Genomic DNA, 25342 nt, shown 5'->3' with positions numbered 1-25342 from the left:
GACTTTGCACCCGTTGCAAAGAAATTGGGCGAATCTCTGGACAAGCTCTTTCCACCGTTGCAAAGTTGATGCACAAAGCACTCGGCACAGCGGCCGAGCGGCCAGCCAGCAGGGTCTCGCTTCACAGCCGAACCGAGCCCACATCTTCCGGAGGATCTCATGACCAATCCCGCGCACCATGCCTTCACCCGCCGCGGCATCCTGACCGCAGGGCTGAGCCTCGGCGCCACCGCCACCCTCGCCGGCTGCGGAGGGGGCAAGACCGCCGGCGGAACTGCCGCCACCGGCCCCGCGACGGCGGCCGCCACCAGCTACGACGGCCCCAACGTCGCGCTGCAGTTCTGGAACGGCTTCACCGGCGGCGACGGCGCCTTCATGAAGAAGCTGGTGGACCAGTTCGTCGCCGAGCACAAGAACATCGCGATCTCCGTGCAGACCATGCAGTGGGCGGACTACTACACCAAGCTCCCCACCGCGGTGCAGGCCGGCAAGGGCCCCGACGTGGCGATCATGCACGTCGACTCCGTGGCCACCAATGCCGCCCGCAAGATCATCCAGCCGCTCGACGACGTCGCCAAGGCGCTCAACCTCTCGGAGGCCGACTTCGCGCCCGTGCCGTGGAAGGCCGGCATCTACAAGGACCAGCGCTACGCCATCCCGCTCGACGTGCACCCGCTCGGCTTCTTCTACAACAAGACCGTGATGGAGAAGGCGGGCCTGGACCCCAACAAGCCGCCGATGGACAACGACTCCTACATGGACGCGCTGGACAAGCTGAAGGCCAAGGGGATCAAGGGCCACTGGGCCACCCCCTTCCCCTTCACCGGTTCGATGGGCACCCAGAGCCTGATCAACCAGTTCGGCGGGGCCATGTTCAACACCGAGGGCACCCAGGCCACCTGGAACTCGGAGCAGGCCGTCAAGGCCCTGACCTGGTGGCAGGACCTCATCAAGCAGGGCTACTCCCCGGCGAAGGTGGCCCAGGACGCCGACTTCCTGGCCCTGCAGAACGGCCAGAACGCCTTCAACTGGAACGGCATCTGGAGCCTGAACACCCTGAACGAGAAGAACGACCTGCAGTGGGGCGTCAGCCGCCTGCCCAACATCGGGGGCAAGGACGCCGCCTGGGCCGGCTCGCACCAGTTCGTGCTGCCCGTCCAGAAGAGCCAGGACGCCAACAAGGCCACGGCCGCCAAGGTCTTCCTCAACTGGATCAGCCAGAAGTCGCTGGAGTGGGCCAAGGGCGGCCAGGTCCCGGCTCGCAACGAGGTGCGTGACTCCGCCGAGTTCAAGGCGCTCAGCGGCCAGGCCGCCCTGGCCGAGCAGGTCGACGACCTGTTCTTCCCGCCGGCCGTGCCCGGCATCGCCGATGCCTTCGGCGAGTACGAGAAGGGTCTCAACGAGATCACCCTGGGCCTCAAGGACGTCGCCACCGTGCTGAACGCCTCGGCCGAGCGCGCCACCAAGGTGCTCGAGGCCAACGCCAAGAAGTACGGCGCATGAGCCACGCCACCACCTCTCCGGCGTCCGGGGGCATCGCCCCCGGGCGCCGGGGCGCTGCTCGGGGACGAGGCCGCGAGAACGCCTGGTGGGTCCCCGTGATCTTCCTCGCACCCTTCCTGGTGCTCTTCTGCACCTTCACCGTGCTGCCCGCCTTCTACGGCATCTGGATCAGCCTGCACGACTGGGACTTCACGCTGCCCGGCAAGCCCTTCGTCGGGCTGCAGAACTACACCGACCTGTTCGACGCGAACTCGGTGCAGGCCAAGCCCTTCTGGAACGGCATGAAGAACACCGGCCTGTTCGTGCTGCTGAGCGTGCCCTTCCTGGTGAGCCTGCCGCTGCTGCTGGCGATCCTGCTGCACCGCCAGTTCCCCGGACGCACCTTCTTCCGCGCCACCTTCTTCGCCCCCTACGTGCTGGGCGTCTCGGTGATCGGCCTGATGTGGCGCTACCTGCTGGACGGCAACTTCGGCATCATCAACGCCCTGCTGCACACCGACATCCAGTGGACCACCGACCAGCCGTGGGCCTGGATCAGCCTGGTGGGCGTCACCGTCTGGTGGACCATGGGCTTCAACGCGATCATCTACGTGGCCGGCCTGGGCGACATCCCGCCCGAGCAGTACGAGGCGGCCTCGCTCGACGGCGCCTCCGCCCTGCAGCAGTTCCGCCACATCACCCTGCCCGGACTGCGCCCGGTGCTGGTCTTCGTCCTGGTCACCACCGTGCTGGCCAGCGCCAACATGTTCGGCCAGTCCTACATGATCACCAACGGCGGCCCCACCGAGACCACCCGCACCGCGCTGATGGTGATGACCGACGTCGGCTTCAAGCAGAGCCGCGCCGGACAGGCAGCCGCGATGAGCTACATCCTGGCGCTCTGCCTGGCGATCGTCTCCATGGTGCAGTTCTGGCTGATGCGTGACCGCGACGCCACCCGCGCCAAGAAGGCCACCCGTCGCGCCGGCAAGGCCGGCCAGGCCACCACCCTCAATCCCACCGAAGGAGTGACCAAGTGAACCGCTCCCGCCGCAACCCGCTCTTCTGGGTGATGATGGTGCTGCTCTCGGCCGTCTTCGTCTTCCCGATCGCCTACATGATCCTGACGGCCTTCAAGACCCGGGTGGAGAGCCAGCAGGTGCCGCCCACCGTGCTGCCCGAGCACTGGACACTGGGCGCCTTCCGCACCCTGCTCTTCGTCGACGACGCCTCGCCGGTGCTGCGCTGGCTGGCCAACTCCACCATCGCCGCCACCCTGTTCGCCCTGCTCAGCGTCACGATCTGCGCCATGGCCGGCTACGCCCTGGCCCGGCTGCAGTTCCGCGGCCGCGACACCATCTTCAAGCTGATCATCGCCACCATGTTCGTGCCGGGCTTCGTCTTCCTGATGCCCAACTTCGAGCTGATGAACAAGCTGGCCTGGCTGGACACCTTCCAGGCCCTGGTGATCCCCGGCGCGGCCAGCGCCTTCGGCCTGTTCTTCATGCGCCAGTTCTTCCTGGGGCTCCCGGTCGAGCTGGAGGAGTCCTCCCGGATCGACGGCGCCGGGCCGCTGCGCACCTTCTTCCAGATCGTGCTGCCCAATGCCCGTCCCGCCGTGATGACCCTGCTGGTGCTGCAGTTCCTGGCCAACTGGAATGACTTCATCTGGCCGCTGTACACCATGTTCAGCGACACCATGCTGACCCTCCCGGTGGGCCTGTCCCGCCTGCAGGGCGCCTACACCATCGACTACCCGGTGATCATGGCCGGCGCCACCATCGCGGCCGTCCCCGTGCTGATCCTGTTCGTCCTGCTGCAGCGCTACATCATCCAGGGCGTCGCCAGCTCTGGCCTCAAGTAGTCCCACCCCACCCCCAGGAGACAACGATGTCTGCCCGTTCGCGCACCCTCACGAGCCTCGCGCTCGCCGGGGCCATGGCCCTCAGCGGCCTGGCCCCGGCCCTGGCCGAGACCACCCCGCCCAGCTACACCAATGCCGTCTCCGACTCCTTCGCCGACACCTGGGCCGACCCCTCGGTGATCCAGGGCAAGGACGGCTGGTGGTACTCCTACGCCACCGCCGACCCGTTGCGGGCCGGCGACGCCCCCACCGTGGGCCACATCGCCCGGACCCGCGACTTCGTCACCTGGGACTACGTGGGTCCGATCTTCACCGGGGCCAACCGCCCCCGCTATGCCACCGCCACGGCAGGGCTGTGGGCACCGGACGTGCGCTACGTCCAAGGCCGCTACGTCATGTACTTCAGTGTCACCGACACCACCCTGAACGAGGGCGTGGACAATGCCGTCGGCGTCGCCACCGCCCCCACCCCGGCCGGCCCCTGGACCCCCACCGACGAGCCCGTCGTGGCCCCCCGCGCCCACAACCCGGGGGACTACTTCTGGACCATCGACCCCACCGGCTTCACCGACACCGACGGCAACCAGTACCTCTACTGGGGCTCCTACTACGGCGGCGTGCACGTCACCCGGGTCAGTGCCGACGGCCTGAGCCCGGTGGGCGAGTCCCGGCAGGTGGCCCACTGGGACCGCTACGAGGGCAGCTCTGTCGTGGAGCACGACGGCTGGTACTACCTGATGGCCTCCTCCGCGAACTGCTGCGCCGGGCCGGCCACCGGCTACTCCGTCTTCGCGGGACGCTCCCGATCCCCGATGGGGCCCTTCCTGGACGCCGACGGACTGGACCTGAACGCCTCGGTCACCGGCGGCACCACCGTCGTCACCCAGAACGGCAACACCTGGGTGGGCGCCGGCCACAACGCCATGCTCACCGACGCCGAGGGCCGCGACTTCCTCGTCTACCACGCCATCGACAAGGACCAGCCCTGGCTGACCGAGCCCTTCGGCATCAACCGTCGCCCGATGCTGCTCGACCGGATCGACTGGGTGGACGGCTGGCCGCGGGTCAACGCGGGCTCCGGACCCTCCGACACCCCGATGGCTGCCCCTGTCACCTCCTCCCTGGCCAGTGCGACACCTTGGCAGCCCGCCGACGGGCTGAGCCGCAGCAGGGCGGTGACCGACCCCCAGGGCGGCACCTCTGCACGCATCAACGGGACCTCGTCCACCTCAGTGCTTCCCGGCGGTGACCTCCGGTTGCGGCTCGACCTGCGCTCCGATGAGCCCACCCAGGTCTTCCTCGGGCAGGGCCGGGACCAGGTCAAGGTCCGGCTCGATCCTGCCGCTGGCACCCTCTCGCTGCAGGTACGTGGGACCACCACGACGGACAGCCTCAAGGCGATGCCGGCCTGGAAGAGCCTGGTGATCGAGGTGGACCGCGGCCGGATCAGCGCGCAGGTCAGCGAGGAGGACCTGTCCGACCCGGCCGCCGTGGTGCGCACCAACCTGCCCGGCTTCACGCTGCCCTCGGCCCAGGCGCGGATCATCGGCAACGGCCTGGTGGACAACCTGACCGTCGCCCGTCCGGCCATCGAGGCCGCCCGCCTGGCACCCCAGCCCAGCCCAGCCAGCACGCTGTTCAGCGACCAGTTCAACGGCTCGCTCGGCACCGGCTGGCAGTGGCTGCGTCCGCAGGCCGACGTGACCACCGATGCCACCAGCCTGCGCTGGCCGCTGAAGTCGGTCGACCTCACCGGCAAGGGCGGCACCGGCGCGCTGCTGCTGCGCGAGGCCCCGGCCGGGGACTGGATCGCCGAGACGAAGCTCACCCTCGACCTCGGCGAGGGCAGCAATGACCGCAACTACCAGCAGGCGGGCCTTGTGGTCCACAACACCGACGACGACTTCGCCCGGCTGGGCACGGTCTCGATCTGGGGGACACGCACCGTTGAGTACGGCCGCGAGATGGCCGGCGCCCCCGACGGGCGCCTGATCTACGGTGGCGCGATCATCGGTGCCAACGCCCCGACCATGTGGATGCGGATCGCGCACCACCAGGCCGTGAACGGTGAGCACCTCTACCGGGCAGCCATCAGCCGCGACGGCAAGAACTGGGTCTGGGGAGCCACCTGGACGCTCGCCGCCGGCACCACACCGCGCATCGGGCTCTACGCCGGCGGCGGCGCCACCCCGGCAGCCACGGCCAGCTTCGACTGGTTCACCATCTCCTCGGCGAACGCTCCGCAGGGCAGCTGGCCGGTGTCGCGGTGACCTCCCGCCACCTCACGGCCCTCGTCCTGGCGGCCGGCCTGCTGGCCGGCTGCCAGGGCGGGGCTGCCGGGTCCGGCAGCCCCGAACCGTCCACCTCGAGCCAGGAGCAGGGCGTGCAGGGATTCACCAATCCGGTGGTGCAGGGCAACTTCCCCGACCCGCAGGTGATCCGGACCGGCAACGGCTTCCTGGCCATCGCTACCAATGGCAACGGGATGAACGTGCAGACCATGACCAGCCCGGACATGGTCACCTGGACCCAGGGCGTCGACGCGCTGCCCCAGCTGGCCGGCTGGTCCAGCTCCGGCAAGGTCTGGGCGCCCGAGATCGTCCAGTGGCTCGACGGCAGCTGGCGGTTGTTCTACACCACCCGAGCGCCCGATCCGCAGTGGCAGTGCATCAGCGTCGCCGTCGCCACGAAGCCGGAAGGGCCCTACACCGACAGCTCGGCCAAGCCCCTGGTCTGCGAGACCAAGGAGGGCGGTTCGATCGACCAGTCCGCCTTCGTCGACGCCTCCGGCAAGGCCTGGCTCTACTGGAAGAACGACGGCAATGCGGTGCAGGCCGACACCTGGATCAAGGTCCAGCAGCTCTCGGCCGACGGCAAGGCCCTGGCCGGGGCTGCCAAGAAGCTCTTCCAGCAGGACCTCCCCTGGGAGGGCCACCTGGTGGAGGCGCCGGCCGTGGTCGAGATCGACGGCCTCTTCCACATGTTCTACTCCGCGAACGACTACGGCTCGGCGGACTATGCGGTGGGCCACGCCGTCGCGGACTCCCCCACCGGCCCCTTCACCAAGGATCCCGAACCGGTCCTGGCCAGCAACGAGGTTGCCGCCGGACCGGGCCACTGCCAGCTGCTGAAGGTCGGTGGGCAGTGGTGGATGGTCTACCACGCCTGGCAGCCCGATGCCGTCGGCGACGAGGCGACCGGCCGGCAGATGTGGCTCAGCCGCGTCACCTTCGACGGCCGCAAGGCCACCGTCGAGGCACCCACCGTCGACCACCCCCGTCGTCCCTGACACGACCACCAGCACCACTGAAAGAGGAAGCCATGCCCAACCACGCGCTCGCGCTCGTGAAGACCAGCCGCGCCAGCCAGCAGGACGGCAGCCACCCACGCCCCACCCTGCTGCGCGAGGGCTGGCTGAGCCTGGACCGCCTGGTCGGTTTCGCGCACGACGACGCCCAGGTGGGCCTGGACGAGCACTGGGAGCGCACCGAGGCCCCCTTCGACCGCCAGATCCAGCTCCCCTTCGCCCCCGAGACCGAGGCCTCCGGGATCGACGAGAAGGGCTTCCACCCCTGCGTCTGGTACCGGATCGTGGTCACCTCCGACGACCTGCGCTGCGCGGGCCACGCCGACGGCCGACGCCTGCTGCTGCACTTGGGTGCCGTCGACCACGAGGCGATGGTCTTCGTGGACGGCACCCTGGTGGGCAGCCACACCGGTGGCCAGACCGCCTTCAGCCTGGACATCACCTCGGCCCTGGACCCGCAGGCCGGTGAGCACGTCATCACGGTGCGTGCCCTCGAGGACCCGCTGGAGACCCGCCAGCCCCGCGGCAAGCAGGACTGGATGGAAGAGCCGCACGTCATCTGGTACCACCGCACCACCGGTATCTGGCGCACGGTCTGGCTGGAGTCCGTGCCGCCACTCCACATCAGCCGGCTCGTCTGGCGCAGCGACGTGCCGAACGGCAGCGTCACCGCGCACGTCGAGTTCAACCGTCGCCCCGAGCAGCCCGTCGAGCTCGACCTGGCCGTGGGCCACGAGGGCCGGGTGCTGGCCGCCGGCTCCGTCCTGGTGGACCAGCGGGCCTGTCAGGTCACGCTGGAGCTGTCCGGGCAGAACAACGGCGTCAACTACGAGCAGCTGCTGTGGCAGCCGGGCCAGCCGACCCTGCTGGACACCGCGGCGGTGCTGCACACCGAGGTGCCCGACCAGGTGACCGGCTACCTCGGTTTCCGCGACGTGGCCGTGGGTGCGGACCGGATGGAGCTGAACTTCCGCCCTGCCGTGCTGCGCTCCGTGCTGGAACAGGGTTACTGGCCCAGCTCCCACCTGACCCCGCCGTCGCTGCAGGCGATGCGCGAGGAGGTTCAGCTGATCCTGGACCTGGGCTTCAACTCGGCCCGCATCCACCAGAAGGTGGAGGACCCCCGCCTGGTCTTCTGGGCGGACAAGCTGGGCCTGACGCTGTGGGGCGAGGCGGCGGCCGCCTACAGCTTCGACTCCCTGGCGGTGCAGTGGCTGACCCAGGAGTGGGTGGAGATCGTCCGCGCCTACGAGGGGCACCCGTCGATCATCGCCTGGGTCCCGTTCAACGAGTCCTGGGGCGTCACCCATCTGGCCCGCGACGAGGCCCAGCAGGCCTACACCCGCGGCCTGTCGGACCTGGTCCGCGCCCTCGACCCCACCCGACCGGTGGTCTCCAACGACGGCTGGGAGCACACGGACTCGGACCTGCTCACCATCCACGACTACGAGTGGCAGGGCGAGATCCTGGCCGCGCGCTACACCGACGAGGGACTGGAGCGGATGCTCGGCACCAGCGGGCCGGCCGGGCGCGCCATCGCGCTGGGCACGGACCAGGCCTTCGACATCCCCGTCATCCTGACCGAGTTCGGCGGCGTCGAGTTCGTCACCGCCCCCAGCGCCGACCAGACCTGGGGCTACTCCTCGGCACGTGACGCCGAGGACTTCGAGAAGCGGGTGCGCGAGATCATGGACGCGGTGAAGGCCTCCCCGATCCTGGGTGGGTACTGCTGGACCCAGCTGACCGACACCCTGCAGGAGGCCAACGGCCTGTGCGACGAGAACCGGGTGCCCAAGCTCCCGGTCGAGACCTTGAAGGAGCTGATGGGCGCATGACCCGTTCCGAGATCTTCGGCACCCTGCCCGACGGCCGGGAGGTGACCCGGTACGTCCTGGAGCACCCGGGCGGCGCCCGTCTGGAGGTGCTCGACCTGGGCGCGGTGGTGAACTCCTACCGTCTGGTGGGCGAGGACCCCTCCACCGAGGTGGTGGTGGGCTTCGACAGCCTCGAGCGCCAGCAGGCTGCCGCCAGCGCCTACTTCGGTGCCGTCGTGGGGCGCTATGCCAACCGGATCGCGAACGGTCGGTTCACCCTCGACGGCCAGGAGCACCAGCTCACCACCAACGAGGGCAGCACCACCCTGCACGGTGGCGTCGACGGCTTCAGTGCGCGCACCTGGCAGGTGGTGGAGCAGGACGAGAGCTCAATCACCCTGCAGCTCACCAGCCCCGACGGCGACCAGGGCTTCCCCGGAGAACTGGTGACCCGCGCCACCTACCGGCTGCTCGACGACGGCTTCGCCCTGGAGCTGGGCGCCACCACCGACGCCCCCACCGTGGTCGCCCTGACCAGCCATCTGTACCTGAACCTGGCCGGAGGCGGCACCGTCGAGGACCACCTGCTGCAGGTGGAGGCCGACCAGTACGTACCGATCGACGCGGCCTCCATCCCGCTGGGCCGGCTGGACGACGTGGCCGCAACCCCCTTCGACCTGCGCGAGCCCACGCGGATCGGTGACGCGGTGCGAATGGACGGTGAGCAGATCGCGCTCGCCAAGGGCATCGACCACTCCTTCGAGATCCGCGGCGAGGGGATGCGCACCGTCGCCCGCGTCGAGTGCCCGACCAACGGCCGCCGGCTGGAGCTGGTCAGCGACCAGCCCGCGCTGCAGGTCTACACCGGCAACTTCCTGGACGGCGAGTGGATCCCGGCCTCGGGTCAGCGCCTGCGTCAGGGCGACGCGCTGGCGCTGGAGCCGCACCAGCACCCGGACAGTCCCAACCAGGACTGGGGGCGCACCGCCGTCCTGCGTCCCGGCGAGCAGTGGTCCTCGCGCATGGAGTGGCACTTCGCCTGAGCCTGCACCAGCCCGACGTCAGGAGCCCGGGCGGCCTCTGCCCGTCCGGCTGGTGTGCTGGCCCTGCGACGGTCGTAGGGTCGAGGGGTGAGCACCCTCAGCCCTGCCGCCAGCAACCACCACGTCACCGACCACCCGGTCGCGCACCGACGGGCGGTCTGGGTGACGGTGGCGCTGCTGCACGCCGTCGCCCTGGGCATGGTGCTGGTCGGTGGGCTGGGGCCCGGCGTGACGTTGGGCGTGGTGGCCTTCGCCTACACCCGTGGCCTGCTGCACGCCCTGGATGCCGACCACCTGTCGATGATCGACAACTCCACCCGCAAGCTGCTGCGCGACGGCCGCCCGTCCGCCGCGGTGGGCCTGGCCTTCTCGCTGGGCCACTCGTCGGTGGTGCTGGCCGCGGGCGTCGCGGTGGTGGCCGGTACCCACTGGATCACCACGGCCATCGGTGACACCCCGACCGGACGGGTGCTGGGCATCATCGGGGCCAGCGTCTCGGCCACCTACCTGGTGGCCGTGGCGCTCACCAACCTTCCGATCCTGCTGGACCGCAGTCATGCCGAATCGACGCACCAGCACCAGGTGCCACGCGGGCTGGCCGCCAAGGTGCTGCTGGCCCCGCTGGGCCAGGTGCAGCATCCCTGGCAGGTCTACCTGATGGGCGTGCTCTTCGGACTCGGCTTCGACACCGCCTCCACCGTCGGCCTGCTGATGCTCACCGCCGCCGGCGTGGGTGCCTCGCCGCTGACGCTGCTGGCGCTGCCGCTGCTCTTCGCGGCCGCCATGACCCTGGGCGACAGCATCAACGCCCAGCTGATGCTGCGGGTCTACTCCGGGGCGCAGCACGCCCGTACCGCGAACCGAGTGGTGGTGGGCATCTCCGTGGCCTCAGCGCTGTTCATCGCCTCCGTCACGCTGGCCGGACTGGTCTCCGAGCTGAGCGGCCGGGAACTGGCCTGGGCCGAGGTCGACACCACGGCGGTGGCCAAGCTGCTGCTGGCCATGGCGGTGATCGGCTCGCTGCTCTTCCTGCTGCTGCGCCGTCGTCCCACCACCATCACGCACTGAGAAGCCCGGCAGGCGGCGGGCCTGTGCCGCGCCAGTCCCCTCCCACTAGGCTCGGAGCCACCCGAGGCGAGGAGCGAGGATGAGCAGGTTCAACACCCGACGCGGAGACGCCCTGGTGGTGGTCGACGCCCAGGTGGGCGCGCTCGGCCGCTGCTGGCAGGCCGACCGCGTGGTGGCCACCATCGCCGACCTGGTGGCACGCGCCCGACTGGCCGAGACCCCCGTGGTCTGGGTCCGCGACGAGGGCCTGGACCCGGAATCGGCCGACTGGCAGCTGATGCCGCAGCTGATCCCCGAGATGGGCGAGCAGGTGGTGGAGAAGCGCTGGCCCGACGCCTTCGCCGAGACCGAGCTGGACGACGTGCTGGCCGATGCTGGCGCCGACCACGTCTGGCTGGTGGGTGCGCAGAGCGACTTCTGCATCCGCAGCACCCACTGGGGCGGCCTGCACCGCGGCTACGACATGACCCTGGTGGAGGACGCCCACAGCACCGTGCCCACCAGGCTCGACGGCCAGCTGGTGCCCGCCGAGCAGATGGTGGCCTTGGTGAACCGGCTGGCCTGGACCAGCCGGGTGCCCGGCGCCAGCTCCCAGCTCTGCCGCGCCGCCGACGTCGACTTCGTCCCGGCCCACCGGCCCGACGACGAGGACCTGCTGGAGTCCGTCGAGGCCGACGAGCACGCCGAGGAGGACGCCGACGACGTGGTCCTGGGCCTCGCCGACCCGGAGGAGTGAGCTCCGCCGCCGTCGGGTGACCCCCGATCTCAGTCCGAGGAGCCCTTGCGACGCTCGGCCATCTTGGCGTACATGTCCTCGATCAGCTCACTGAAGTGCTGCTCCACCGCGCGGCGCTTCACCTTCAGCGTCGGGGTGAGCAGGCCGTTGTCCATGGTGAAGTCCTCGAGCAGGACGCGCAGGTCGCGGATCTGCTCGTGGCTGGGCAGCTTGGCGGTCACCGTGTGCACCCGCTGGCGGACCTCGTCGAGCACCTCGGAGTTGTTGAGCAGCTCACTGGGACTGGAGTAGGCGATGCCGCGCTTCTCGGCGATCTCGGTCAACTGCGGCAGGCTGGGCTTCACGAGCAGCGTGAGGCAGGGGCGGTTGTCGCCCAGCAGCACCGCGTGCTCGAAGAGCGGGTCGGCCAGCAGCAGGCCCTCGATCGGCTGCGGGGCGATGTTCTTGCCGTTCAGGGTGACGATGATGTCCTTGAGCCGGTCGTTGATGACCAGGTAGCCCTCGTTGTCGACGTAGCCGCCGTCACCGGTGCGCAGCCAGCCGTCCTCGTCGAAGCTGGCCGCCGTCGCCTCGGGCTGGTTCCAGTAGCCCTGCATCACATTGGGACCCTTGTAGAGGATCTCGCTCTCGGCGCCGATCTTGATCTGGCCGCCGGGCATGACCGTGCCGCAGGTGCCGAACTTGAATTCCGTGGGCGGGTTGAAGCTCACCAGTGGCGACGCCTCGGTCAGCCCGTAGCCCTGCAACAGCAGCAGGCCGGCGGCGGAGAAGAACTCCTCGATCTCGACACGCAGCGGGGCACCGCCGCAGGCCAGCACCGTCTTGTTGCCGCCCATCGCCTCACGGATGCTGGACAGCACCAGCTTGTCGGCCAGCGGCAGCTGGGCACGCCAGTACAGGTTGGGCTGCTTGCCCTTGCGGTAGGCGCGCTGGCACTGGCCACCCACCCGCAGGGCCCAGTCGAAGACCTTCTTGCGGCTCGGGTCGTCGGCCACCTTCGCGTGGGCGGTGGCGTAGACCGTCTCGTAGAGCTTGGGCACGCTCACCATCAGGGTCGGACGGGCGGCCACCATCATGTCGGCCACCTTCTTGGCATTCGGCACATAGGTGTTCATGCAGCCGTGCCGCAGCACGTACAGGCTCCAGGCCATCTCCAGCGCGTGCGAGAGCGGCAGGAAGCACAGGCTGTGGTCCTCCGGCGAGGGGTTGAAGAAGACGTCCAACGAGTCCAGCTCGGAGGTGATGGCGCCATGGCTCAGCATCACACCCTTGGGCTCGCCGGTGGTGCCCGAGGTGTAGATCAGCGCCGCCAGGTCATCGACCTCAACCTCGGCCAGACGGGCCTCCAGCTGCTGGTCCAGCGCGACCAGCCCGGCCGCGTCCACGTCGAGCTTGCCGAAGGCCGCCAGGGTCGTCACCCGCTCGTCGTCGACCGGGCTGATGGAGACCAGTCCCTGCACGGTGGGCATCTGGTCGAGCACCTCGAGGCAGCGGGTGGCCTCGGAGGCACCGCCGACGAAGATCATGCGCGCCCCGGAGTCGGTGATGATGTGGCGGATCTGCTCGGGGGTGCTGGTGGCGTAGATCGGGGTGACCACGCCGCCCACCTGCAGGATGGCCTGCTGGATCTGGGTCCACTCCGGGCAGTTGTTCGCGAAGATCGTCACCCGGTCGCCCCGCTCGATGCCAGCGGCCAGCAGGGCGCGCGCGGTCAGCGTCACGGCGGCGGAGAGCTGGTCGAAGCTCTGCACCTGCCAGGCATCGTCACGCAGGATCCGGGTCGCCGGCCGGGACCCGTGGCGGGCGACGGTGGCGCGGAACATGTGGGCGATGTGCTCCATGGAGGTCCCCTTCGACGATCACAACCTACGGTGCCGTAGGCAGATCGATTCTTGCACCTCCAGGTGCCGAATCACAGGCTGGGGGTTACGCCGACGGCCGACGCCTGCGACGCAGCTCCGCGTAGGTCTGCTCGATCTGCTCCGCAAAGGCCTTCTCCACCTCACGTCGCCGCACCTTGAGGGTGGACGTGACCAGCCCGGAGGACATCGAGAACTGGTCCGCGACCGGGACCACGGCCCGGACCTGTTCGTGGTGCGGCAGGTGTGCGGTGGCCCGCTCAGCCCGCTCGGTGAGCGCCTGCAGCACCCGCTGGTCCTCGGCCCAGGCCGTCGGCCCACCCTGCAGGTCCAGCTCGCGGGCGAGCTGCTGCCACAGTTCCTGGGAGGGCTGCACGACGGCCACCAGGCAGGGCCGCGCGTCGCCGATCACGACGGCCTGGTCGAAGCCACCGTCCAGCATCAGCGCACCCTCCACCGCCTGCGGGGCCACGTTCTTGCCGTTGGCGGTGACGATGATGTCCTTGAGCCGGTCGGTGATCCGCACGAAACCGTCCGCGTCGATGCTGCCCGCGTCGCCGGTGTGCAGCCAGCCGTCGGGGGTCATCACCTGGGCGGTGGCCTCCGGGTTGTTCCAGTAGCCCTTCATCACACTGGGCCCCTTCACCATCAGCTCGCCGCCCTCGCCGATGCGGATCTGGTTGCCCTTGATCGGGAAGCCGACGGTGCCGAAGCGGTAACGGGTGGGTGAGTAGATGGTCATCATCGGCCCCGATTCGGTGAGCCCGTAACCCTGCCCCAGCAGGATTCCCGCGGCGGAGAAGAATTCCTCGACGGCCTGGCGCTGGGGAGCGCCACCCGCCACCATCAGGGTCTTGTTGCCGCCCACCGCACTGCGGATCCGGGCGAGCACCAGCCGGTCCGCGAAGGGCAGCTGGATGCGCTGGTGCAGCGGCGCCCGCTCGCCCCGCACCGCCGCGGCCTGGTTGGCCGCGCCCACGGCCAGCGCCCAGTCCAGCACCCGGCGCTGCAGCGGCGAGGAGGCCTGGTCCCGCACGCCGGTCATCACCTTCTCGAAGAGCATCGGGACGCTGACCAACAGGGTGGGGCGTGCCTTGGCCAGCAGCCGTGCCACCTGCTTGGGGTTGGTGACATAGGTGTTCATGCAGCCCCGGCGAAAGACGTGGTAGCTCCAGTCCCGCTCCAGGGCATGGGCGAGCGGCAGGAAGCACAGGCTGTGGTCCTCGGGCCGGAAGTCCCAGCAGTCGTCGATCGCCTCCTGCTGGTTGCCGAAGCCGCCATGGGTCAGCATCACGCCCTTGGCCACGCCGGTGGTGCCGGAGGTGTAGACGATGGTGGCGACGTGGTCGCTGCGGCCCTGCTCGGTGCGGCGCCGCACCTCGTCCAGGTGCTGCTCCACGGGGCGGTCCATCAGCTCGGCCAGCGGCAGCACCCCGTCCACCTCGTCGAAGCTGCACAGCAGCAGGTCGTCGATGCCGCGGGTGGCCTCGCGCACCAGCTCGGCCTCCCTGGGGCCGGCGACGAAGGCCGCGCGGGCCCCGGAATTGGTGACCACGTGGCGCACCTGTTCCACGGTGGAGTTCGCGAAGACCGGCACCGTGATGCCGCCGGCCGCCAGCACCGCGAAGTCGGCCATCGACCACTCCGGGCGGTTGCCGGAGAAGATCACGACCCGGTCGCCCAGCTCCAGACCGGCGTCGACCATGGCGGCGGCGAGCCGCTGGATCCGTCGGTGGAAGTCGGCATAGGTCCACACCTGCCAGCTCCCGTCGGCCGCCTCCACGCGGGTGGCGGGGCGCTCGGGGAAGCGCTCTGCCGAGCGCGCGATCATCCGCGCCAGGTGGAAGTCGCTGCGTGCTTGCTCCGCAGCCGCCATCAGGCGAGGTTCCCGAGCACGTACTCGATCTCGGAGCGGTGGGTGGCCGCATCGCCCGGGGTCTCCAGCACCACCGGCGCCTTCGCCGTGCGGACCACCTCGAGGAAGCCCTCCGGGTCCACCTGACCCTGGCCCAGATTGGCGTGCCGGTCGGCCCCGGAGTTGAAGGCGTCGCGGGAGTCGTTGCCGTGCACCAGGTCGATCCGGCCGGTGATCGCCAGGATCCGGTCCACCAGGCCCACCAGCTCCTCGCCGCCGGCATGGGCATGGCAGGTGTCCAGGCAGAAGCCCACCTGGTCGGCGTCGGACGCGGAGGCGATGGTGGTCCACAGCTGGTCGATCCGCTCCAGGTGGCGGGCCATCGCGTTCGCCCCGCCGGCGGTGTTCTCGATCAGGATCGGGCAGGCCATGTCCAGCCCGTCGATCGCCTTGCGCCAGTTGTCGAAGCCCTTGGCCGGGTCGTCGTCGGCGGTGACGTGGCCGCCGTGGACGATCACGCCGGCCGCGCCGATCTCGGCGGCCGCGGTGACGGTCTGCTGCAGCAGCTTGCGCGAGGGGATCCGGATCCGGTTGTTCATGCTGGCCACGTTGATCACGTACGGGGCGTGCACCCACAGCTGGATGCCGGCCTCCTGCGCATCGGCCCGCAGCTGCTCGGCGCCGCCGGCATAGTCCACCCGCGGCCCCTTCCAGCCCTGCGGGTCACCCAGGAAGAACTGCGACAACGTGGCACCACGCTCGCGGGCCTCGGTGATCGGGTCGGTCTGGTCAACGTGGGCGCCCATCTGGATCATGGGGCCGACTCTAGTGCGCGCCACCGACAGTCCCCGACGCGTCACGTCGCCGTCCGCCCACAGCGAGCGGCGGCGCGTCCGGCTCCCGCCGGTCAGCCATCTTTGCCAGACTGGCGCCATGTCCCAGCACGAGCAGTACGGCCAGCCCACCATCGCCGATCCCAGCGCCCTGCGCGCCCTCGACGCCCGACACGTGCGCCAGTACTCCTTCTACTTCGTGCTGATCGGGCTCTCGGCCGTCGTGCTGGCCCTGCTGCTGTCGGTCACCTCGCTGCTGGTCGCCCTGGTCGCTGGATTCGCCGTGGTCGCCGCCTGCGTCGGGGCCCTGGCCAGCTTCATCAAGGGTCACGTGAACGTCCCCGCCCGGTTCTCGCGCCTGGCCGCCATCTTCTGGGGCGTCTGGCTCTTGGGGGTCGTGCTGTCCGTGCTGGGCGCCACCCTCTGGGACCGTCACCCCGCCGCCATCTGGGGCGGCGGCATCCTGGCCCTGGCGTCCGGTCTGGCGGTCGGTCACCTGGTGAACCGCTCCGCCGACGCCCAGGCAGACCCCGGTACCCCCACCCGCGTGCACTGATCCCCCTCGGCCCTCCAGCGGCCGTCAACCCGGTCTCGCCCCGCGGTGCGCCCCAAGCTAGGCTCACCGTGTGACCAAAGCCGTGTACCTTGCCTCCACAGAAGGCGGCGTGGGCAAGAGCGCCATCGCGCTCGGCCTGATCGAGGCCCTCGCCAAGACCGTCCAGTCCATCGGCGTCTTCCGCCCGCTCGTGAAGTGGCGCGAGGACGATGCCGTGACCCGCACCCTGGTGGCCCAGGGCCCGATCCGCCAGTCCTACGACGACGCCATCGGCGTGAGCTATGCCGAGCTGGCGGCCGACCCCGACGAGGCCATGACCCGCATCGTCAACCGCTACGGAGCGCTGCGCGAGCGCTACGAGGCGATCGTCATCGTTGGCTCGGACTACGGCGACGTCTCCGCCCCCACCGAGATGAACTTCAACGCCCGGGTGGCCGCCAACCTGAACGCCCCGGTGATGCTGGCGGTGCGTGGCAAGAACCGCACCGCTGACGAGATCCGCCGCTCCGCGCTGGTGGGCCTGGGCGAGTTCACCGCCGGGCACAACACGATCGTCTCGGTGATCGCCACCCGCGTCGACCCGCACATCGCCGGCGAGGTCCGTGAGGCGCTCACGACCGTCCGCGAGGGCGTCGTCACCGCGGTGATGCCGGAGAACGGCATCCTGGCCGCCCCCACCGTCGGCATGCAGTTCGAGGCGCTGGGCGCCGAGCTGTGGATGGGCAACCCGGCCGACCTGGAGAAGGAATCGCTGGGCACGCTGGTGGCCGGCATGACCCTGCCCAACCTGCTGGACCGGCTGCAGGCCGAGTTCACCGTCGTGATGCCCTCCGACCGTGGCGACCTGCTGCCCGGCCTGGTGCTGGCCCACCGCTCGGGCACCTTCCCCAACCTGGCCGCCATCTTCCTGGTGGGCGGCTACGAGATCCCCGAGAACATCCGCAAGCTGATGGACGGCGTCGACGCGCGCCTGCCGATCGGCACCGTCCAGTCGGGCACCTACACCACCGCCGAGAAGCTCTTCGGCCTGGAGGGCACCCGCACCAGCTCGCCGCGCAAGATGGAGATCGCGCGGCAGATGTTCGCCGAGCACGTCGACGTGAGCGCCCTGCTGGACGCCCTCGACCTGCACCAGGGCGACATCCGCACCCCGCTGATGTTCGAGTACCAGCTGATGGCGCAGGCCCGCAAGGACGTGCGCACCATCGTGCTGCCCGAGGCCAGCGACGACCGGATCCTGGAGTCGGCCGCCATCATCCTGGAGCGCTCGGTGGCGCAGATCATCCTGCTGGGCGACGCGCTGGCCATCAACACCCGCGCCCGCACCCTGGGCCTGGACATCACCAAGGCCAAGATCGTCGACCCCACCGACGACTACCTGCTCAACAAGTTCGCCGGCGAGTACGCGCGGCTGCGCGCCAAGAAGGGCGTCACCTTCGAGCAGGCCAAGGACAAGCTGAAGGACCTGAGCTACTTCGGCACCATGATGGTCCACTTCGGCATGGCCGACGGCATGGTCTCCGGCGCGGTGAACACCACCGCCAACACCATCCGGCCCAGCCTGGAGTTCATCAAGACCAAGCCGGGCACCCAGGTGGTCTCCAGCTCCTTCCTGATGTGCATGTCGGACAAGGTGCTGGTCTACGGCGACTGCGCGGTCAACCCGGACCCGACCGCCGAGCAGCTGGCCGACATCGCCGTGAGCTCCGCCGACACCGCCATCGCCTTCGACATCGAGCCGCGGGTGGCCATGCTCTCCTACTCCACGGGCGACTCCGGTTCCGGCGCCGACGTGGACAAGGTGCGCGAGGCCACCGAGATCGTCAAGCAGCGTCGCCCCGAGCTGAAGGTGGAGGGCCCGATCCAGTTCGACGCGGCCGTCGATCCCACCGTCGGTCTCAAGAAGATGCCCGGCAGCGAGGTGGCGGGCCAGGCGACGGTCTTCATCTTCCCGGACCTCAACACCGGCAACAACACCTACAAGGCGGTCCAGCGGACCTCCGGCGCGGTGGCCGTCGGCCCGGTGCTGCAGGGCCTGAACAAGCCGGTCAACGACCTCTCGCGCGGCGCCCTGGTGGACGACATCGTCAACACCGTCGCCATCACCGCGATCCAGGCGCAGTCCATGCCGGCCGGCTCCGGCTCGCCGGCACGCCAGGCCTGGGAGGCCGAGATGAAGGAGAAGGGCATCACCGAGGAGTGATCCCGCCCCTGACCTGACCAACTTCCCCCACCGGTGCGCCGGTGGGGGAAGTTTTCATCTGGGCATGGTGTTGTTCAGTCATGCACAAGCACCACAACGGGTTGAAGACCGCCCTGCTCTTCGGCGGCATCTTCGCGCTGCTGCTGATGGTGGGCGGGGCGCTGTCCAACTACACCGGCAGCTCGGCCTACATCCCGCTGTTCGCGCTGATCGGCCTGGCCACCACCTTCTACAGCTACTGGAACTCCGACAAGCTGGCGATCCGGGCGATGGGCGCGGTGCCGGTGACGCAGGAGCAGGCGCCGGGCATGTACCGGATCGTGGCGGAGCTCTCGCAGCGCGCCAACCAGCCGATGCCCCGGCTCTACGTGAGCCCCACCACCAGCCCCAATGCCTTCGCCACGGGCCGCAACCCGTCGCACGCCGCGGTCTGCTGCACCCAGGGGATCCTGGAGCTGCTCGACGAGCGCGAGCTGCGCGCGGTGCTGGGCCACGAGCTGATGCACGTCTACAACCGCGACATCCTCACCGGATCGGTGGCGGCCGCGCTGGCCGGCATCATCTCCTCGGTGGGCCAGATGCTCACCTTCGGCTCGATGTACAGCAACAGCCGGACCCGGCAGCGCGACGGCGGCATCGGCATCCTGGTGGCGGCCCTGCTGGCGCCGCTGGCCGCCTCGGTGATCCAGATGGCGATCAGCCGGACCCGTGAGTTCGACGCGGACGAGGACGGCTCCGAGCTCACCGGCGACCCGCTGGCGCTGGCCTCGGCACTGACCAAGATCGACCGCGGGGTGGCCGCCGCTCCCCTGCCGCAGACCCGACGACTGGCCGACGCCAGCCACATGATGATCGCCAACCCCTTCGGCGGGCTGCGCCAGATGTTCGCCACCCACCCGCCGATGCACGAGCGGATCTCCCGGCTGGAGAACCAGGCCGCCCGGATGGGCCAGAACCCCGGCTTCGGCCAGCTCCCCGGCCTCGACGAGCCGCGCGGCAGCCTCTGAGCACGGGCGTTGTGCAAAAACGTGCCCAAATCGGGGGTCGGATTGGATTATCCAACCCGACCCCCGATTTGGGCACGTTTTTGTCAGGTGCCTGGTTGGGCGTCCTGCTCACCGGGTAGACACACGGCCTCAGGATGCCCGACGGCGTCGCGGCCAGCGGTGATCTCCGCGACGAATCATGGCCAGCAGATGCTGCTCGACCGCCGGCCAGTCATGCATCACCTGCGCCAAGGTGAGCCGAACCACGACATAGCCCTTCGAGCGCAGCACCAGGTCCCGACGCCGGTCGTTCGCATAGTTCTCCGCGCCGGTGTGGTGCGCCCGGCTGTCCACCTCGATCACGAGCCGGTCTCCCACCAGCAGGTCAACGCGCCCGACCCCGGCAATCTCCACCTGGGTCCGGAGCCGCACACCGCGGGCACGCAATCTCAGCCGCACCAAGGTCTCCGTGCCCGACTCCCCACGGTCAAGGGCATCGATGGCCCGCCGCGCCGACGCACGCGCTGACAAAGTACAACGCAGGTCATCCAGAGTGATGAGCCCTTGGCTCACTGCCGATTCGGCCAGCACCAGGAAGTCCTCCTGGCTGCAACAGCGCCAAGCAGACTGGAGCGCCAGTTCGATGGGATCCACGGCCGTGGTGGGTGATGGTTGTCGCCCGAAGCCATTGGGGCAGGCCACCAACTGGGCGCCGGGTCTTGCTCTCCCAGCCGGCAAACCCCTCACGTGGAATCCTCGAACGTGTCCGGACCAGACCCCGTGCAGCGCAAGGGACGAGGCGCACCCGAGCACACCGCCAGCCCGAACGGCCCTGACCACCTCGGCGCGAGCGGTTGGTTCGGCGAACCAGCCGGGTCGCAGCCTCACCAGTCGGCCTTCTCTGAGCATCGAGGTCAGTTCTGCCCTGCTCACGCCCTGACCCCACAGCTCGCCGGTATGCCAGACGCCGGTGGTGGTCGCGCTGACGGGTGTCATCGATGCCCTCACACCGAGGAGTGTGGATGCGGTGTTCGCGGCTCCATCATCGATCCACAGGTGCCGTGGCCACCCCCCTACCTGTGGAAAACCGGGCCCCCGATGAGGATTCTTGATCGGCCCGTCCGTGTCCTCAGCCGAAGGAGCGGAAGCGGTGCAGCCGGGCGGCCAGGCGCTCGGCCGGGCTGACCTCGTCGAGCAGGTCCAGCTGGGCGTCGACGGCGCGGACCAGGGCACGGCAGAAGCCGGTGCCCTCGGCGGCGAGGTCGGCGGGTTCGGGGACCACCTCGTCCACGACGCCCGCGGCCTGCAGCTCGTCGGCACTGATCCGGTGCGAGCGGGCCATCTGGTCGGCATGGCCCTCTGTGCGGTGCATGATCGCGCTGGCGCCCTCGGGGGCCAGCGGGGCCAGCCAGCCGTGCTGCGCACAGAGGGTGCGATCGGCCGGCAGCAGGGCCAGCGCCGCACCACCGGAGCCCCGGCCCATCAGCACGGAGACGGTGGGCACCTCCAGTTCGGCCAGCGCGCCCAGGGTGCGGGCGATCTCGCCGGACAGGGCCTGGTCCTCGGCCTGCTCGGTGAGCGCGGCCCCGGGGGTGTCGATCACCGTCACCACAGGTAGGCCCAGCTCCTGGGCCAGCCGGAAACCGCGCTGCGCCAGCCTCAGGTCGGCGGGCAGCACCCAGGCCTCGCGGCGGGTACCCACCAGCACGCAGTTGCGGCCCCCGAGATCGGCAAGCCCCACCCGGATCGCCTCACCCACCTGGCCGTCGCCGGTGACCGACAGCCACAGCGGAACCTCCAGCTCGGCGGTCAGCTCGTCGAAGCCGGGGCGCCCCTCCTGCCGGCTGGTGAGCACGGCCTGCCAGGCATCCGAGGGCGCCGGGCCGGGCGGCGGGCCCGCGGCACCGGCCCAGCCCGACGGCAGGCCGACCGAGCGGTGCGTCGGGTCCAGCACCTGCAGCAGGCGCGACCAGAGGGCACGCAGCTCCTCGTCCGGGACCACCGCGTCGACGATTCCGTGGGCCACGACATGCTCGGCGCGCTGCACGCCCTCGGGGATGCGGCTGCCGGTGATCGCCTCCTGCACCCGGGGGCCGAGGAAGCCCACCAGGGCACCCGGCTGGGCCGTGGTGACCTGCCCCAGCGAGGCCCAGGAGGCGAGCACGCCGCCGGTGGTGGGGTGGCGCAGGTGCACCAGGAAGGGCAGGCCCGCCCGTCGGTGGGCCAGCACGGCCTGTCCGATCTTCACCATCTGGACGAAGGCCGGCGTTCCCTCCTGCATCCGGGTGCCGCCCGAGCAGGGCAGCGCCAGCAGCGGCAGCCCCTCGGCGGTGGCATGGTCGGCGGCCTGGAGCAGCAGGTTGCTGGTGGTGACGCCCACCGAACCGCCGAGGAAGCCGAACTCCCCCGCCATCACCACCACGCGGCGGCCATCGAGGGTGCCGGTGCCGCACAGCACCGCCTCGTCGAGGCCGGTGGCGGCACGCGCCTGTTCCAGCTCCTGGGCATAGAGCGCGTCGACGGGGTGCTGCACCGGGGTCGGGAAGGCCTCGAAGCTGGCCTCGTCGAGCACGCTCGTCAGGATCTCCTGCGCACCGGGGCGCTGCTGGGCCATGTTCCTCCTTGAACCGGGTCGTCCAGAAAGGCCGTAGGCCGCCGGGCGGCCGGGGGTCCAGCCCGCAGCCGCCCTGTGGAAGCCTCGCGTGGATGCCTCTCGGGTCAGCAGGCGGGGGGGTCAACCCTGAGATCCGTGCCGTCGATCGCGGGAGCGCGCCGGATCCCGCGATTTTTCGGATGGGCGTCGCGAATTCCAGGGTTGGACACTTGAGCCAAAGGGTTCGAGACGAAGCGTCGCGACGGGCAGCACCCAGGCTGGTGCTCAGTCGACGGTGGAGACCACCAGCTGCGGCTCCGGGTGGCGCGCCACGGCGCCGACCACGGCCGAGACCAGGCAGCCGGCCAGCAGGTAGGCGGCCACCGAGTGCCAGCTGCCCGTGGCGTGCACCAGCCAGGAGGCGATGAAGGGGGTGAAGCCACCGGCGACCACGGCCGCCACCTGGTACCCGAAACCTGCCCCGGAGTAGCGGTAACGCGCCCCGAACAGGTCTGTGAAGATGGGCTGCTGGACGGCCACCATCATGTCGTGGCCCACGTTGACCAGCAGCACCGCGATCACCATGGTCAGCAGCAGCCGGTGGCCCTGCATGGCCCAGAAGAAGGGGAAGGCCAGGGCTGCCGCGACGCAGGCGCCGGTCACGTAGACCACGCGACGCCCCACCCGGTCGGATAGGTAGGCCCACAGGGGGATGCTCACGGCACCGACGCCACCCACCACCAGGCCCACGTCGAGGAAGAAGTCGCGCGACCAGCCCAGGGTGTTGGTGGAGTAGCTGAGCGCGAAGGTCGCCACCAGGTACATGCTGAACATCTCGCCCAGTCGCATGGCGATCATCAGCGCGAAGGCCCGCGGGTTCTCCGCCAGCGCGTCGAGCAGGGGCAGGCGACGGTTGCGCAGCGGCTGGCCGGTGTCGAGCTCGGGCGCCAGCTGGGCTGCGGTGGGTTCCGTGCCGGTGGCGTGGTGCACGTCGAGCACGCCGGCGCGCACCCACAGCCCCAGCAGCACCAGCGGAAGTGCCAGCCAGAAGGGGACGCGCCAGCCCCAGGAGGCGAAGGCCTCCTCCGAGAGCACCGAGCTCATCACCATGACCGCGGCATTGGCCATCAACAGACCCACCGAGTAGCCGATCTGCACACCGCTGGAGAAGAAGGCGCGACGTCCGGCCGGGGCCTGGGAGACGGCCATCAGCGAGGCACCGCCCCACTCGCCGCCGATCGCGAAGCCCTGCAGGGCGCGCAGCGCGACCAGCATCACGGGCGCGGCCAGGCCCACCTGGTGGTAGGTGGGCAGGAAGCCCATCGCCACCGTCGCGCCGCCGGCCAGCAGCATGGTCCAGGTGAGCATCCGCTTGGCGCCCAGCCGGTCGCCGTGGTGGCCGAAGAAGAGCCCGCCCAGCGGCCGGAACAGGAAACCGACACCGAAGACCGCGAAGGCGGAGATCACGCCGATGGCGGGATCGGTGCTGGGGAAGAAGTCGGTGTTGAAGACCATGCCGGCCAGCAGGCCGTAGAGCAGGAAGTCGTACCACTCGACGACGGCGCCCATGAAGCCACCGAAGGCCGCGCGCCGTGACTGGGCCGCGGTGATCGTCGGTCGCGCGGGCTGACTGGTCTGGGTGCTCACGGCAGGTCCTTGTCTGGAGGGGTGGCCTGATCGTCGCACCCGCTCCCGTCTGCTGGATGGCTGCTTCCGCTCATCGAGACAGAGACCGGCAGGCCGCGGCGGGGCGGGCTCCGATAGGCTGACCGCATGTCGAAGCCCATCCTGCTGCTCAACTGCGGCTCGTCCAGCATCAAGTACCAGATGATCGATGCCGACACCGAGGACGTCATGGCCGTCGGTCTGGTCCAGAAGGTGGGGGACACCACTCCCGGCACCATCGACCACGAGGTGGGAGGCGAGGAGTTCCACGACGAGCTGCCCTTCCCCAGCCACACCGAGGCGATCGCCGCCGTGGTGACCATGTTCAACAAGTACGGCCCGGCCATCACCGATGCCGTGGCCGTCGGCCACCGCACCGTGCACGGCGGTGACGAGTTCAACTCCACCACCGTGATCGACGACAAGGTGATCGCCAAGCTCGTCGAGCTCTCCGGCCTGGCGCCGCTGCACAACCCGCCCGGTATCGCCGGCATCAAGGCGGCCATGGAGATCCTGCCGGAGGTGCCCCACGTGGCCGTCTTCGACACCGCCTTCTTCGCCGACCTGCCCGCCGAGGCCTACACCTACGCGCTGCCGCGCGACCTGGCCAAGGACAACCACATCCGCCGCTACGGCTTCCACGGCACCTCGCACGACTACGTCAGCCAGAAGGCCGCCGAGTACCTGGGCAAGGACATCAGCGAGATCAAGCAGATCGTCTGCCACCTGGGCAACGGCGCGTCGGTCTCCGCCATCGACGGCGGCCGCCCGATCGAGACCTCCATGGGCCTGACCCCGCTGCAGGGCCTGGTGATGGGCACCCGATCCGGCGACGTCGACCCCGGCCTGCACGCCTTCCTGGGCCGCGAGCTGGGCATGGAGCTGTCGGAGATCGACACCCTGCTGAACAAGAAGTCCGGCATGCTCGCGCTCACCGGCAAGACCGACATGCGCGACATCAAGGCCCTGATCGAGGAGGGTGACGAGGACGCCAAGCTGGGCCTGGACGTCTACGTCCATCGCCTGGTGGGCTACATCGGCTCCTACATCGCCTTCCTGGGCGGCATCGACGCCATCACCTTCACCGCGGGCGTCGGCGAGAACGCCGACCACATCCGCAAGATGGTGGTGGACCGCCTCGGCTACTTCGGCGCCACCCTCGACGAGGAGGCCAACAAGGTCCGCTCGAAGGAGCCGCGCCGCATCTCCACGGAGGACTCGAAGCTCGCCGTGCTGGTGATCCCCACCAATGAGGAGCTGGCGATGGTCCGCGAGACCGTCAAGGCCACCCAGGCCTGATCCGACCACGCAGAAGGCCCGTGCCCCGTGGGGCGCGGGCCTTCTGCGTGCCCGAGCGGTCGAGGGCCGCGCAGCAGACCCTGAGATCCACGCCCTCGATCCCGAATCCGGCGGCGGATTCATGTGGTCAGCGCAACGGTTCTGTGAAGAGGGGTTGTGATGGCGCATGGGGTCGAGGT

General features: G+C 69.8%; 19 protein-coding genes. 13 read left to right on the top strand and 6 right to left on the bottom strand.

The features are described from left to right. Window positions 1–159 precede the first annotated feature (159 nt). The 9 genes from ABD073_RS09160 to ABD073_RS09120 all read left to right on the top strand — a co-directional run bounded on the left by ABD073_RS09160 (window position 160) and on the right by ABD073_RS09120 (window position 11314). Window positions 160–1503 (top strand): ABC transporter substrate-binding protein, encoded by a 1344-nt coding sequence (locus ABD073_RS09160; protein ID WP_343873881.1) that lies wholly within the window; start codon window positions 160–162, stop codon window positions 1501–1503. Then, window positions 1500–2522 (top strand): carbohydrate ABC transporter permease, encoded by a 1023-nt coding sequence (locus ABD073_RS09155; protein ID WP_343873878.1) that lies wholly within the window; start codon window positions 1500–1502, stop codon window positions 2520–2522. The genes ABD073_RS09160 and ABD073_RS09155 overlap by 4 nt, the downstream gene beginning before the upstream one ends. Further along, complete coding sequence (locus tag ABD073_RS09150) at window positions 2519–3346, top strand: carbohydrate ABC transporter permease (RefSeq protein WP_343873876.1); 828 nt, start codon at window positions 2519–2521, stop codon at window positions 3344–3346. The genes ABD073_RS09155 and ABD073_RS09150 overlap by 4 nt, the downstream gene beginning before the upstream one ends. Window positions 3347–3372: 26 nt before the next feature. After that, window positions 3373–5616, top strand: coding sequence for a family 43 glycosylhydrolase (locus ABD073_RS09145; RefSeq protein WP_343873874.1), 2244 nt, complete (start codon window positions 3373–3375; stop codon window positions 5614–5616). Next, complete coding sequence (locus tag ABD073_RS09140; protein WP_343873872.1) at window positions 5613–6635, top strand: glycoside hydrolase family 43 protein; 1023 nt, start codon at window positions 5613–5615, stop codon at window positions 6633–6635. The genes ABD073_RS09145 and ABD073_RS09140 overlap by 4 nt, the downstream gene beginning before the upstream one ends. 32 nt (window positions 6636–6667) lie before the next feature. Continuing rightward, entirely contained in the window at window positions 6668–8488 is a 1821-nt protein-coding gene (locus tag ABD073_RS09135) for a glycoside hydrolase family 2 TIM barrel-domain containing protein (protein WP_343873870.1), read from the top strand. Beyond that, window positions 8485–9510, top strand: a complete 1026-nt coding sequence (locus ABD073_RS09130; RefSeq protein WP_343873869.1) for an aldose epimerase family protein — start codon at window positions 8485–8487, stop codon at window positions 9508–9510. The genes ABD073_RS09135 and ABD073_RS09130 overlap by 4 nt, the downstream gene beginning before the upstream one ends. Window positions 9511–9597: 87 nt before the next feature. Beyond that, window positions 9598–10578: a HoxN/HupN/NixA family nickel/cobalt transporter gene (locus ABD073_RS09125; RefSeq protein WP_343873867.1), complete on the top strand. Its 981-nt coding sequence runs from the start codon at window positions 9598–9600 to the stop codon at window positions 10576–10578. A gap of 79 nt (window positions 10579–10657) precedes the next feature. Continuing rightward, window positions 10658–11314, top strand: coding sequence for an isochorismatase family protein (locus ABD073_RS09120; RefSeq protein ID WP_343873866.1), 657 nt, complete (start codon window positions 10658–10660; stop codon window positions 11312–11314). A 29-nt stretch (window positions 11315–11343) separates the two neighbouring features. Here ABD073_RS09120 and ABD073_RS09115 read toward each other — a convergent pair whose 3' ends face one another. From ABD073_RS09115 to ABD073_RS09105, 3 genes are all read right to left on the bottom strand, one after another. After that, window positions 11344–13155, bottom strand: a complete 1812-nt coding sequence (locus tag ABD073_RS09115; RefSeq protein ID WP_343873863.1) for an AMP-dependent synthetase/ligase — start codon at window positions 13153–13155, stop codon at window positions 11344–11346. A gap of 85 nt (window positions 13156–13240) precedes the next feature. After that, on the bottom strand, window positions 13241–15049 hold the full coding sequence (locus ABD073_RS09110; protein ID WP_343873861.1) for an AMP-dependent synthetase/ligase: 1809 nt from the start codon (window positions 15047–15049) through the stop codon (window positions 13241–13243). Then, the gene (locus tag ABD073_RS09105; RefSeq protein ID WP_343873859.1) at window positions 15049–15843 is read right to left on the bottom strand and encodes a deoxyribonuclease IV; all 795 of its coding nucleotides are present in this window, start codon (window positions 15841–15843) and stop codon (window positions 15049–15051) included. Before ABD073_RS09105 ends, ABD073_RS09110 begins: the two co-directional genes overlap by 1 nt. A 118-nt stretch (window positions 15844–15961) precedes the next feature. On the opposite strand from ABD073_RS09105, the gene ABD073_RS09100 reads away from it, so the two are divergent. The 3 genes from ABD073_RS09100 to htpX all read left to right on the top strand — a co-directional run bounded on the left by ABD073_RS09100 (window position 15962) and on the right by htpX (window position 19627). Beyond that, window positions 15962–16417, top strand: coding sequence for a hypothetical protein (locus ABD073_RS09100; protein ID WP_343873858.1), 456 nt, complete (start codon window positions 15962–15964; stop codon window positions 16415–16417). 70 nt (window positions 16418–16487) lie between these two features. Next, window positions 16488–18620: a phosphate acetyltransferase gene (gene pta / locus ABD073_RS09095; RefSeq protein WP_343873856.1), complete on the top strand. Its 2133-nt coding sequence runs from the start codon at window positions 16488–16490 to the stop codon at window positions 18618–18620. 80 nt (window positions 18621–18700) lie between these two features. After that, complete coding sequence (gene htpX, locus ABD073_RS09090) at window positions 18701–19627, top strand: zinc metalloprotease HtpX (protein WP_343873854.1); 927 nt, start codon at window positions 18701–18703, stop codon at window positions 19625–19627. 129 nt (window positions 19628–19756) lie between these two features. On the opposite strand, the gene ABD073_RS09085 is transcribed toward htpX, so the two are convergent. The 3 genes from ABD073_RS09085 to shiA form a co-directional block, all read right to left on the bottom strand. Continuing rightward, on the bottom strand, window positions 19757–20260 hold the full coding sequence (locus tag ABD073_RS09085; protein WP_343873853.1) for an endonuclease domain-containing protein: 504 nt from the start codon (window positions 20258–20260) through the stop codon (window positions 19757–19759). Window positions 20261–20735: 475 nt separating this feature from the next. After that, the gene (locus ABD073_RS09080; protein WP_343873851.1) at window positions 20736–22220 is read right to left on the bottom strand and encodes a carboxyl transferase domain-containing protein; all 1485 of its coding nucleotides are present in this window, start codon (window positions 22218–22220) and stop codon (window positions 20736–20738) included. 264 nt (window positions 22221–22484) lie between these two features. Further along, window positions 22485–23846: a shikimate transporter gene (gene shiA / locus ABD073_RS09075; protein WP_343873849.1), complete on the bottom strand. Its 1362-nt coding sequence runs from the start codon at window positions 23844–23846 to the stop codon at window positions 22485–22487. A gap of 126 nt (window positions 23847–23972) precedes the next feature. Here shiA and ABD073_RS09070 point away from each other — a divergent pair, with 126 nt between their 5' ends. Then, window positions 23973–25163, top strand: a complete 1191-nt coding sequence (locus tag ABD073_RS09070) for an acetate/propionate family kinase (protein ID WP_343873847.1) — start codon at window positions 23973–23975, stop codon at window positions 25161–25163. Window positions 25164–25342 lie beyond the last annotated feature (179 nt).

The organism is Luteococcus peritonei (genome assembly GCF_039526385.1).
In the GTDB taxonomy this organism is placed as follows: domain Bacteria; phylum Actinomycetota; class Actinomycetes; order Propionibacteriales; family Propionibacteriaceae; genus Luteococcus; species Luteococcus peritonei.
The sequence above is the reverse complement of the archived record's forward strand: the minus strand, read 5'-3'. Positions and strand labels throughout refer to the sequence as shown.